Here is a 12,295-nt window from a genome sequence, read left to right on the forward strand (position 1 = left end):
AAACAAACCCCGCCATTGAGCGGGGTTTGTTGTTTGCAGCGGGACGCGCCGCTTACCACATCAGGTCGTCAGGGATCTGGTAAGCCGCGTATGGATCATCCTCGTCCGGCACCTGGCTCTCGGTGAGGATATTGAGCTGCACGATGCGCTCGGGTGCGCGTTCCTGAATCTTCAGCGCGGCTTCACGCGGGATCACTTCGTAACCGCCGCCGTGGTGCACGATCGCCAGGGAGCCGTTACTCAGTTTATTGCGCATCAGCGTGTTGACCGACAGGCGCTTGACCTTCTTGTCATCCACGAAGTTGTAGTAATCCTCGGTGGTCAACTTGGGCAGGCGCGAGGTTTCGATCAGTTGCTTGACCTGGGCCGCGCGGGCCTTGGCTTCGGCTTTTTCCTGCTGCTGACGGTTCAGTTCCTGGTCGCGCTTGACCTTTTCCGCCTTGGCTTCAAGGGCCAGGCGCGCCTGGGTGTCGTCGGCTTCGGCCTGGCCTTTGTGGACCAGGCGCTGCTGCTTCTGTTTCTCTTTGCCGACCTGTTTGGCCTGCTTTTGGTTGACCAGACCTGCTTTAAGCAACTGGTCGCGAAGGGAAAGGCTCATGGTGCTTACTCACTTAGGCAACTGCTCAACCGCAGCTGGACACGTTCTTTTCCTGACGTTTGGCTTCGCCCCACAGGGCGTCCAACTCTTCGAGGGTGCAATCTTCCATGGGACGCCGGGTCTCGCGCAATGCCTGTTCGATAAATCGGAAACGTCGTTCGAACTTGGCGTTGGCGCCACGCAGCGCGGTTTCGGGGTCGACCTTGAGGTGACGGGACAGGTTGACCGCCGCGAACAGCAGGTCGCCGACTTCATCGGCAATGGCCGCCGGGTCGTTATCGGCCATGGCTTCGAGGACTTCATCCAACTCTTCGCGCACGTTGTCGACCACCGGCAAGGCGGACGGCCAGTCGAACCCGACCTGGCTGGCGCGCTTCTGCAACTTGGCGGCACGGGACAGGGACGGCAAGGCGTTGGGCACGTCATCGAGCAGCGACAACTGCTGCGGTGCGTCGGACTTTTCCGCACGCTCCTCGGCCTTGATCTGCTCCCAACGCTCCTTGACCTGGTCTTCGCTGAGTCGCGGAACGTCCAGCGGCGCATACAGGTCGCCGCTCGGGAACACATGGGGATGACGCCGAATCAGCTTGCGCGTGATGCTGTCGACCACCCCGGCAAATTCAAAGCGCCCCTCTTCCCGCGCCAGCTGGCTGTAGTACACGACCTGGAACAGTAGATCGCCGAGCTCGCCTTGCAGGTGATCGAAGTCGCCACGCTCGATGGCATCGGCCACTTCGTAGGCTTCTTCGAGGGTATGCGGGACGATGCTCGCGTAGGTTTGTTTGATATCCCACGGGCACCCGTATTGCGGGTCCCGCAGGCGATTCATCAAGTGCAGCAGGTCTTCGAGGCTGTACATCGGGTTACTCATGATGGCGTGCGATTACGCCGCGTCTCGATGATGTTCGGCAACTGGGAAATCCGCCCCAGCAACCGCCCCAGCGCATCCAGCCCGGGAATCTCGATGGTCAGGGACATCAGCGCGGTGTTGTCCTCTTTATTCGAGCGGGTGTTGACCGCCAGCACGTTGATCCGCTCGTTGAGCAGCACCTGCGAGACGTCGCGCAGCAAGCCCGAACGGTCGTAGGCGCGGATCACGATGTCCACCGGATAAGTGAGCACCGGCACCGGCCCCCAACTGACCTGGATGATGCGTTCCGGCTCGCGCCCGCCCAACTGCAGCACCGAGGCGCAGTCCTGGCGGTGAATGCTCACGCCACGGCCCTGAGTGATATAGCCGACGATGGCATCGCCCGGCAGCGGTTGGCAGCAGCCGGCCATCTGCGTCATCAGGTTGCCCACGCCCTGGATCTGGATATCGCCGCGCTTGCCAGGCTTGTAGCCGGTGGCTTTGCGTGGGATCAGCTCCAGTTGTTCGTTGCCGCGTTCCGGCTCGACCAACTGCTGGGCCAGGTTGACCAGCTGCGCCAGGCGCAGGTCGCCGGCACCGAGGGCGGCGAACATGTCTTCGGCGATCTTCATGTTGGCCTTTTCGGCCAGCTTGTCGAAGTCCACCTGGGGCAGGCCCAGGCGCGCCAGTTCGCGTTCGAGCAGGGTCTTGCCGGCAGCGACGTTCTGGTCGCGGGCCTGCAGTTTGAACCAGTGGACAATCTTGGCCCGCGCCCGCGACGTGGTGATGTAGCCCAGGTTCGGGTTCAGCCAGTCGCGGCTCGGCGTACCGTGCTTGCTGGTGATGATCTCGACCTGTTCACCGGTCTGCAGGCTGTAGTTGAGCGGCACGATGCGCCCGTTGATCTTGGCGCCCCGGCAGTTGTGGCCGATTTCGGTGTGCACCCGGTAGGCGAAGTCCAGCGGCGTGGCGCCCTTGGGCAAGTCGATGGCATGGCCGTCCGGGGTGAAGATGTAGACCCGGTCCGGTTCGATATCCACCCGCAGCTGTTCGGCCAGGCCGCCGATGTCGCCGAGTTCTTCGTGCCATTCCAGCACTTGGCGCAGCCAGGAGATTTTCTCTTCGTACTGGTTGGAGCCGGCCTTGACGTCGGTGCCCTTGTAGCGCCAGTGCGCGCACACCCCCAGCTCTGCCTCTTCGTGCATGGCGTGGGTGCGGATCTGCACTTCCAGCACCTTGCCCTCGGGGCCGATCACCGCGGTGTGCAGCGACCGGTAGCCGTTTTCCTTGGGGTTGGCGATGTAGTCGTCAAACTCTTTGGGAATGTGCCGCCACAGCGTGTGGACGATGCCCAGCGCGGTGTAGCAGTCGCGCATTTCCGGCACCAGCACGCGCACCGCGCGCACGTCGTAGATCTGGCTGAAAGCCAGGCCCTTGCGCTGCATTTTGCGCCAGATGGAATAGATGTGCTTGGCGCGACCGCTGATGTCGGCATCGACGCCCGTGGCCTGCAGTTCGGCGCGCAGTTGGCTCATCACGTCACTGATAAAGCGCTCACGGTCCAGGCGCCGCTCATGCAGGAGCGTGGCGATCTGTTTGTATTGATCGGGTTCGAGGTAGCGGAAGGACAGGTCCTCCAGCTCCCATTTGATATGGCCGATACCCAGGCGGTGCGCCAGGGGCGCGTAGATATCGAAGACCTCGCGGGCGACGCGATTGCGCTTTTCGTCGTCGGCGGTCTTGACCGCACGGATCGCACATGTGCGTTCGGCCAGTTTGATCAGGGCCACGCGCACGTCGTCGACCATCGCCACCAGCATCTTGCGCAGGTTCTCGACCTGGCCCTGGGTGCCCAGCACCATCGACTGGCGCGGACTGAGGCTGGCGCTGATGGCGGCCATGCGCAGCACGCCGTCGATCAGCTTGGCCACCACTGCGCCGAAGCGCTGGCTGACCGTGGGCAATGGAATATGCCCTTCACGCACGCCGCGATAGAGCACGGCGGCGATCAGCGAATCCTGGTCCAGCTTGAGATCGGCGAGAATCTCGGCGATCTCAAGGCCGGTGCGAAAACTTGAAGTGCCTTCGGCCCACAGATTCTTCGCCGCGTTGTCCTGTTGTTCAGACTCACGGGCGAACTCGCAGGCGGCCTTCAAGGCTTCACGGTCCAATGCCGGATCGACACTGACCGCATGATCCAGCCATGCCTCGAGATTGATACTGCCGTCAGTGTTGATCGGCTGGTGTGCTCTCACCTGTACCATCTTGCTTACCTTCCCTACGACGCACCTTCGATGCGTCAAAAATCATCGCCGACCGGCTTTATCGCTAAAGCTCATCCTGCAGATTCCCTGGCGGATCATGGCCCTGGAGAATGCAGGCCAGTCGGATTAAACGGGCATCCTAGCCCGCCTCAAATAACGCCATGGCCTCGACATGCGCTGTCTGCGGAAACATGTCGAGGATCCCGGCACGTTTTAGCCGGTAGCCTTGCTTGACCAACTCAACCGTATCCCGCGCCAGCGTCGCCGGGTTACAGGACACATACACCAGACGCTTGGCCCCCAGGGTGGCGAGCTTGCGCACGACCTCCTGGGCACCGTCGCGAGGTGGGTCCAAGAGTACCGCAGAAAAGCCCTGTTTGGCCCATTCCGCGTCAGTCAAAGGCTGGGACAAATCGGCCTGAAAAAACCGCGCATTATGCAAATTGTTACTGACGGCATTGAGCGCCGCCCGGTCCACCATGGTCTGCACGCCTTCTACCGCCACCACTTCGCGCACTTGGCGCGCCAGTGGCAAGGCAAAGTTGCCCAGACCGCAAAACAGATCCAGCACCCGCTCGTCGGGTTGCGGCGCCAGCCATTCCAGCGCCTGGGCCACCATCGCGTCATTGACCGCCGCATTGACCTGGACAAAATCCCCCGGCCGATACGCCAGGTCCAGACCCCACGCCTCCAGGCGAAAGCCCAGGGCCGTATCGGGGTCCACCGGTGCCGGTGGCCCCTCGCCGTGCAGCCATAATTGAGCGTCATGGAACGCGCAGAATTCTTTCAACACCAGCAGGTCCGCTTCGCACAGTGGTGCCATATGCCGCAGTAACACAGCAATGGACGACCCACTGAACAACTCCACATGCCCCAGGGCTTGAGGTTTGCTCAAGCGACGCAGCATGTTCGGCAAGCGCTGCATGATCGGCTGCAAAGCCTGTACCAGTACCGGGCATTCATCGATGGCGACAATGTCCTGGCTGGCCACGGCGCGAAAACCCACTTCAAGGGTCTTGGCCTTGGCATCCCAGCGCACGGCCACGCGGGCCCGGCGACGGTAGCCGAATTCGGCGCCGCTCAACGGCTCCGCCCATTCCTGGGGTTCGACGCCGGCCACGCGGGTCAGCTGCTCGGCGAGCATGCGCTGTTTCAGGGCCAGTTGTTCGTCATGGGCCAGGTGCTGCACGCTGCAGCCACCGCAGCGGCCGAAGTGAGCGCAAGGGGCCGGACGACGCAGTTCACTGGCCGTGAATACCCGTTCGGTACGGGCCTCGACCACTTTGCCGTGGGCACCCAACACCCGCGCCTCAACCTCTTCACCGGCCAGCGCACCATTGACGAACCAGGTGCGGCCTTCGAAAAACACGATGCCGCGTCCGTCGTTGGCCAGGCGCTCGATGGTCAGGCGTTGTTTCTTGCCCACCGGAATCTGCGGCGCTCGGCTGCCGCCCGTCGGTTGGAAGCGCAGGCCTCTTTCATGCTTGGCCATCAGTTGGGTTCGTCGAAAATGCCGGTCGACAGGTAACGGTCGCCGCGGTCACAGATGATCGCGACGATCACCGCGTTTTCCAGTTCTTTCGACAGACGCAACATGCCGGCCACGGCACCGCCGGAGGACACGCCGCAGAAGATGCCTTCTTCACGCGCCAGGCGACGAGTGGTGTCTTCGGCTTCGCGCTGGGCCATGTCGATGATGCGATCGACCCGCGAGGCGTTGTAGATCTTCGGCAGATACGCTTCGGGCCAGCGGCGAATGCCGGGGATGGCCGCGCCTTCCATCGGCTGCAGGCCGACGATCTGAATCGCCGGGTTCTGCTCCTTGAGGTAACGCGAGTTGCCCATGATGGTGCCGGTGGTGCCCATGGAACTGACGAAATGGGTGATGGTGCCTTGGGTCTGGCGCCAGATTTCCGGGCCGGTGCTGGCGTAGTGCGCCTCGGGGTTGTCCCCATTGGCGAACTGGTCGAGCACCAGGCCACGGCCTTCGGCGGCCATGCGCTCGGCGAGGTCGCGAGCGCCTTCCATGCCGTCTTCCTGGGTCACCAGCACCAACTGGGCGCCATAGGCGGTCATCGCCGCCTTGCGCTCGGCGCTGCCGTTGTCAGGCATGATCAGGATCATCTTGTAACCCTTGATCGCGGCGGCCATGGCCAGGGCGATGCCGGTGTTACCCGAGGTGGCTTCAATCAGGGTATCGCCCGGCTTGATCTGCCCGCGCAGCTCGGCGCGGGTGATCATGGACAGCGCCGGGCGGTCTTTTACCGAGCCGGCCGGGTTGTTCCCTTCGAGCTTGAGCAACAGGGTATTGCTGGTTTCACCCGCCATGCGTTGCAAGCGGACCAGAGGTGTATTGCCGACGCAATCGGCGATTGTTGGGTACTGCAAGGTCATGGCGTATTCGCAATCCAGACTGCGGGGCGGACATCATACCGGGAAAGGCTGGCGGGCCATATCACGCAAAGTGTGGTGCTTATGGCTTATGGGAATAAGCAAGGAAAATGGGCAGCTGTGAGGGCCCTATCGGGGGCGAGCCCCCACCCACATGCGAGCGCATTTCATGCTGCATCGCCCCCCGCCTACTCCCAATGCCCGCCGCCATGATTTTTCTGGAAAACCTCCTCCCCCATCGCCGCAATCTGCCCATCGATCAACGCTTCAAAAGGTTTGAGCAGCGGCTCGAAAGAAGTGGGTGCCTCCAGCACCTGCAACGCCTGCGCAATTGCTTCAACCGTCGACAAGGCTCCCGGCCCGGGTGCCTTGCGCAGCCGATAGCGCGACACACCGCCCTCGGCCAGCGACACCCGTGGCAACGCCGCCAACAACGGATTCAGGTGCAGCAATTTACGTGCTTTTCGCCAGGTGCCGTCGGGGACCACCAGCAACAGCGGCTGATCGACAGGCCCATAGGCTTGCAGCGGCTGGGCATCGTCAGCGGGAAACAATAACCGTGCCTGATAGCCGGGTGGATTCAGCAAGGTCTGCAGATCGTCGAATACCTCGCCCACCACCAGCTGCGCATTGTTCAGGCCCAAAGCAGCCAGGCGTGCGGTATTGAGCGCATGGTTGACCTCGCTCGGGTGCTGCAAAACAAGCACCCGTGTGCGGCTGTCGAGGCTGGGGATCAGTGCGCACAAGCAATGCGCAGCGGGCCTGAGGCAACGGGAACATTGGGGTCTGGGCATGGCGGTATCAGGCCTGATTGAGCTGGGCTTTAAGTAAATCGCGGAAAGTCTGGATCAGCGGTTCGCGGCTGCGGCCCCGGCGCATGATCATCGAAAACGGTGCCTGATAACCAAAGGTGGCCGGCAACAACACCCGCAGATCGCCTTTGTCGGCCCAGGCCTGGGCGTAGTGTTCAGGCAGGTAACCGATATAGGCGCCGGACAGCACCAGGATCAATTGCGCTTCCATACTTTCCACCGTGGCGGCGCTGTGCTTGAAGCCGTGGCGCGCCAGTTCCGCCTGGCTCCAGTAACCACGACCGACCATGCGCTGTTGAGTGATCACCTGTTCAGGGATGCGCCGCTCGCTGAACAACGGATGCCGCGAGCTGCAATACAGCCAATGCTGCTCGCGGTACAGCGGCATATACATCAGCCCACTCATGCGGTTGGAGAAGGCGCCGATGGCCAGGTCGAGGCGGTTGTCCTGCACGCCCAGCTGCAGTTCGTAGGGGCTCATGACCGACAGGTGCAGGTGCACCGCCGGGTGCTCCTGGCTGTAGGCACCGATGACCTCGGCAAATGGCAGGGCGTTGTCGCTGACCGTGGAATCCAGCACACCGAGCTTGAGCGTCCCGCGCAGCTCACCCTTGAGCGCGGCGGCGTATTGCTCGAAGCCTTCCAGTTCGCCGAGCAGGCGCAAGGTTTCCTGGTGGAACAGCTCGCCCTTGCTGGTCAGGCTGAACCCGCCCCGCCCGCGATGGCACAGCACCAGGCCCAGCGCGCTTTCCAACTGGCTCATATAGGTGCTGATGGCCGAGGTGGACAGGTTGAGTTCGTGCTGGGCGTTGGCGAACCCCTGGTGCCGCACGACACTGACGAAGATGCGCAGGAGTTTCAGGTCGGGCAAGGCGTTGGCCATGGTCGGCTCCGGGGGTCGAGAGCAGCAGTCTACCCGCCCCTTTAGTTTAGAAAAACCTGAACTAAGTATTTGCCTCAGCCGATTCTTCCCTCTCCAGGCTTTTCGCAGAATCGGCCCCCAACAACCAAAACAACGATGAGGCACTCCCGTGGACAAGATTTTTCACCAACCACTGGGCGGCAACGAAATGCCGCGCTTTGCCGGCATCGCCACCATGATGCGCCTGCCCCACCTGCAAACGGCCCAGGGCCTGGACGCCGCGTTTATCGGCGTGCCCCTGGACATCGGCACTTCACTGCGCGCCGGCACCCGCTTCGGGCCACGCGAGATTCGCGCCGAATCGGTGATGATCCGCCCTTACAATATGGCCACCGGCGCCGCACCGTTCGACTCGCTGTCGGTGGCGGACATCGGCGACGTGGCGATCAACACCTTCAACCTGCTCGACGCGGTGCGCATCATTGAAGAGGCGTATCACCAGATCCTCGAACACGACGTGATCCCCCTGACCCTGGGCGGCGACCACACCATCACCCTGCCGATCCTGCGGGCGATCCACAAGAAATACGGCAAGGTCGGGCTGGTGCACATCGACGCCCACGCCGACGTCAACGACCATATGTTCGGCGAGAAAATCGCCCACGGCACCACGTTCCGCCGCGCCGTGGAAGAGGGCCTGCTCGATTGCGACCGCGTAGTGCAGATCGGCCTGCGTGCTCAGGGCTATACCGCCGAGGACTTCAACTGGAGCCGCAAACAGGGCTTTCGCGTGGTCCAGGCCGAAGAATGCTGGCACCACTCCCTTGCGCCGCTGATGGCCGAAGTGCGGGAAAAAGTCGGCGGTGGCCCGGTCTACCTCAGCTTCGATATCGACGGCATCGACCCGGCCTGGGCGCCCGGCACCGGCACGCCGGAAATCGGCGGCCTGACCACCATCCAGGCGATCGAAATCATCCGCGGCTGCCAGGGGCTTGACCTGGTGGGTTGCGACTTGGTGGAAGTGTCGCCGCCCTACGACACCACCGGCAACACCTCGCTGCTGGGTGCGAATCTGCTGTACGAAATGCTCTGTGTACTGCCCGGCGTGGCGCACCGCTGATGAGCACGCAGGAGGTGCTGCAAGCGGCCGCCGATCTGGTGGCGGCCTTCGCCCGTAATGACCGCACCGCTTACTTCGGCGCGTTCACGGCCGATGCCAGCTTTGTGTTCCACACCTTCCCCCAGCCGCTGCTGAGTCGCGACGCCTACCAGTCGTTGTGGGACAGCTGGCGCAGGGACGATGGATTCGAGGTGCTGTCCTGCACGTCGAGTAACGCCCACGTCAGCCTGCACGGGGATGTGGCGATTTTCATGCATGACGTGGCCACCGCGTTGCGCATGCACGGGGAGCAATGCTTCAGCCAGGAACGCGAGACCATTGTGTTTATTCGACAAGGGTCTGGCACACAACAAGAACAAGGCCTGTGGCTGGCCTGTCACGAACATTTGTCCGCTATGCCGGAAGGGCTGCCGCCCCCTTAGCCAATGTGATCGGAGCTGATCATGAATAATAAAAACAACCAAAAAAGTATTCGCACCATAGAAACCAACGGGGTCGAACAGATCCCGGACCACGAGCGTACCGCCAGCCCCAAGGATCTGTTCCGACTGATCTTCGGCGGTGCCAATACCTTTGCCACCGCCGTGCTGGGCTCCTTCCCGGTACTGTTCGGCCTGTCGTTCCAGGCCGGCGTGTGGGCGATTGTGCTCGGTGTGCTGGTGGGCGCGCTGATCCTGGCGCCCATGGGCCTGTTCGGGCCGATCAATGGCACCAACAACGCCGTATCGTCCGGCGCGCATTTTGGCGTGCATGGGCGCATTGTCGGCTCGTTTCTCTCGCTGCTGACGGCGATTGCCTTCTTCTCCTTGTCGGTGTGGAGTTCAGGTGACGCACTCGTAGGCGGCGCGAAACGTCTGATCGGCCTGCCGGAAACCGACCTGACACTGGGCCTGGCCTACGGCCTGTTCGCCTTGCTGGTGCTGACGGTGTGCATCTACGGCTTTCGCTTCATGCTGTGGGTCAACCGCATCGCCGTGTGGGCCGCGAGCCTGCTGTTCCTGCTGGGCATCTTCGCCTTCGCACCGGCCTTCGACAGCCACTTCGCCGGCAGCGTGGCCCTCGGCCAGAGCGGTTTCTGGGCGGCCTTTATCGGCGCCGCGCTGGTGGCCATGAGCAACCCGATTTCCTTCGGTGCGTTCCTGGGCGACTGGTCGCGCTACATCCCGCGCCAGACGCCGAAACTGCGCATCATGCTGGCGGTGATTGCGGCGCAGATCGCCACGCTGATCCCGTTCCTGTTCGGGCTGGCCACCGCGACCATCGTGGCAGTCAAAGCACCGGACTACATCGCGGCCAACAACTATGTCGGCGGTCTGCTGGCGGTGGCGCCGACGTGGTTCTTCCTGCCGGTTTGCCTGATCGCAGTGATCGGCGGCATGTCCACCGGCACCACCTCGCTGTATGGCACCGGGTTGGATATGTCCAGTGTGTTCCCGCGTTTGCTCTCTCGGGTCAAGGCGACGTTGCTGATTGGGGTGATGTCGATTGCCTTCATCTTTATCGGACGTTTCGCCGCCAATCTGGTGCAGAGCGTGTCGACCTTCGCCGTGCTGATCATCACCTGCACCACGCCGTGGATGGTGATGATGATCATCGGCCTGATCGTGCGCCGCGGCTTCTACTGCCCGGATGACCTGCAGGTGTTCACCCGTGGCGAGACCGGCGGGCGCTATTGGTTCAGCCATGGCTGGAACTGGCGCGGACTGGGGGCATGGATCCCGAGCGCGCTGGTGGGCCTGTGCTTCGTCAACCTGCCGGGGCAGTTCGTCGGCCCGCTGGGCAACCTGGCCGATGGCATCGACATCAGCCTGCCGGTGACCCTGGGGCTGGCCTCGGTGGTGTACCTGACGCTGCTGCGAATGTTCCCGGAGCCGGCCTCGGTTTATGGACCGACCGAGTCGGCCAGGGCTTTGGCCACAACCCGCGCGCAAACCGCCTGAAAAAAACAATCGGAGACTCGCCGTCATGGCTTTGGATTTATTCGTCGTACTCATCTACGCCGCCGGCATGCTCGTGCTCGGCTGTTACGGCATGCGTCGCGCCAAGACCCACGAAGACTATCTGGTGGCCGGCCGCAACCTGGGCCCGTCGCTGTACATGGGCACCATGGCCGCCACGGTGCTGGGCGGCGCGTCCACCGTCGGCACCGTGCGCCTGGGCTATGTGCATGGCATCTCCGGCTTTTGGCTGTGCGCTGCGCTGGGCATGGGGATCATCGCGCTGAACCTGTTCCTGGCCAAGCCGCTGCTCAAGCTGAAGATCTTCACCGTGACCCAGGTGCTGGAAAAACGCTACAACCCCATGGCACGCCAGGCCAGCGCGGTGATCATGCTGGCGTATGCGCTGATGATCGGCGTGACGTCCATCCTGGCCATCGGCACCGTGCTGCAAGTGCTGTTCGGCCTGCCGTTCTGGGTCTCGGTGCTGCTGGGCGGTGGCGTCGTGGTGGTGTATTCGACCATCGGCGGCATGTGGTCGCTGACCCTCACCGACATCGTGCAGTTCGTGATCAAGACCGTCGGCCTGATGTTTATTCTGCTGCCGATCTGCCTGTATCGCGTCGGTGGCTGGGACGAACTGGTGGCCAAGCTGCCGGCGTCGAGTTTCAGCTTCACCGCGATAGGCTGGGACACGATCATTACCTACTTCATGATCTACTTTTTCGGCATCCTGATTGGCCAGGACATCTGGCAACGCGTCTTCACCGCCCGCGATGAAAAGGTCGCGCAGTACGCCGGGACCTTCGCCGGCTTCTATTGCGTGCTCTACGGGCTGGCCTGTGCGCTGATCGGCATGGCGGCCCATGTGCTGATCCCGGACCTGGACAACGTCAACAACGCCTTCGCCGCCATTGTGAAACTGTCGCTGCCGGACGGCATTCGCGGCCTGGTGATCGCTGCGGCCCTGGCGGCCATGATGTCCACCGCCAGCGCCGGCCTGCTGGCAGCGTCCACGGTATTGACCGAAGACCTGCTGCCCCGACTGCGTGGCGGTAAACAATCGAGCCTGAGCATCAACCGTCTGTTCACCCTACTGACCGGCACCGCAGTGCTGGGCATTGCGCTGGTGGTCAATGACGTCATCAGCGCCCTGACCCTGGCCTACAACCTGCTGGTGGGCGGTATGCTGATCCCGTTGATGGGGGCGATCTTCTGGAAGCGCGCCACCACGTCCGGTGCCATTGCTTCCATGACCCTGGGCTTTGTGACGGCGCTGGTGTTTATGTTCAAGGACGGGCTGGATGCAAACACGCCGATCTACTACAGCCTGGCAGTGGGCTTGGTGAGTTTCGTGGCGGTGAGCCTGCTGTCGCGCAAACCACAAGGTGTGGCTGCGCGCGCGGTGTGAGGCGTGGGAATTTCTTCAACGGGTGCGACGTCGGAGGTCGCACCCGTTTT

General features: G+C 62.7%; 11 protein-coding genes. 4 read left to right on the forward strand and 7 right to left on the reverse strand.

Features of this window, described 5'->3' with window-relative positions:
• Positions 1-52 precede the first annotated feature (52 nt).
• From PSH94_RS18105 to PSH94_RS18135, 7 genes are all read right to left on the reverse strand, one after another.
• A complete protein-coding gene (locus PSH94_RS18105) occupies positions 53-598 on the reverse strand; it encodes a DUF2058 domain-containing protein (protein ID WP_034114768.1) in 546 nt (181 codons plus the stop codon).
• Positions 599-623: 25 nt separating this feature from the next.
• Entirely contained in the window at positions 624-1,457 is an 834-nt protein-coding gene (gene mazG, locus PSH94_RS18110; RefSeq protein ID WP_305437741.1) for a nucleoside triphosphate pyrophosphohydrolase, read from the reverse strand.
• Between the two features lie 8 nt (positions 1,458-1,465).
• Positions 1,466-3,712 carry a GTP diphosphokinase gene (gene relA, locus PSH94_RS18115; protein ID WP_181075962.1) on the reverse strand — a complete coding sequence of 749 codons (2,247 nt, stop codon included), beginning with the start codon at positions 3,710-3,712 and terminating at the stop codon, positions 1,466-1,468.
• Positions 3,713-3,851: 139 nt separating this feature from the next.
• Positions 3,852-5,204, reverse strand: a complete 1,353-nt coding sequence (rlmD, locus tag PSH94_RS18120; protein WP_181075964.1) for a 23S rRNA (uracil(1939)-C(5))-methyltransferase RlmD — start codon at positions 5,202-5,204, stop codon at positions 3,852-3,854.
• Complete coding sequence (cysM, locus tag PSH94_RS18125) at positions 5,204-6,106, reverse strand: cysteine synthase CysM (RefSeq protein WP_181075966.1); 903 nt, start codon at positions 6,104-6,106, stop codon at positions 5,204-5,206. Before cysM ends, rlmD begins: the two co-directional genes overlap by 1 nt.
• A 185-nt stretch (positions 6,107-6,291) precedes the next feature.
• A complete protein-coding gene (locus PSH94_RS18130) occupies positions 6,292-6,897 on the reverse strand; it encodes a tRNA-uridine aminocarboxypropyltransferase (RefSeq protein ID WP_285427975.1) in 606 nt (201 codons plus the stop codon).
• Positions 6,898-6,904: 7 nt separating this feature from the next.
• Positions 6,905-7,798, reverse strand: coding sequence for a LysR family transcriptional regulator (locus PSH94_RS18135; protein WP_253508810.1), 894 nt, complete (start codon positions 7,796-7,798; stop codon positions 6,905-6,907).
• Between the two features lie 148 nt (positions 7,799-7,946).
• On the opposite strand from PSH94_RS18135, the gene speB reads away from it, so the two are divergent.
• From speB to PSH94_RS18155, 4 genes are read left to right on the forward strand one after another with little or no spacing between them, the layout of a single operon-like run.
• On the forward strand, positions 7,947-8,897 hold the full coding sequence (speB, locus tag PSH94_RS18140) for an agmatinase (RefSeq protein ID WP_181075972.1): 951 nt from the start codon (positions 7,947-7,949) through the stop codon (positions 8,895-8,897).
• A complete protein-coding gene (locus tag PSH94_RS18145; protein WP_305435515.1) occupies positions 8,897-9,319 on the forward strand; it encodes a nuclear transport factor 2 family protein in 423 nt (140 codons plus the stop codon). The genes speB and PSH94_RS18145 overlap by 1 nt, the downstream gene beginning before the upstream one ends.
• A 21-nt stretch (positions 9,320-9,340) precedes the next feature.
• Entirely contained in the window at positions 9,341-10,837 is a 1,497-nt protein-coding gene (locus PSH94_RS18150; protein ID WP_285427978.1) for a cytosine permease, read from the forward strand.
• 25 nt (positions 10,838-10,862) lie between these two features.
• The gene (locus PSH94_RS18155; protein WP_305435516.1) at positions 10,863-12,245 is read left to right on the forward strand and encodes a sodium:solute symporter; all 1,383 of its coding nucleotides are present in this window, start codon (positions 10,863-10,865) and stop codon (positions 12,243-12,245) included.
• Positions 12,246-12,295 lie beyond the last annotated feature (50 nt).

The organism is Pseudomonas sp. FP2254, from assembly GCF_030687695.1.
In the GTDB taxonomy this organism is placed as follows: Bacteria; Pseudomonadota; Gammaproteobacteria; order Pseudomonadales; family Pseudomonadaceae; genus Aquipseudomonas; species Aquipseudomonas quebecensis.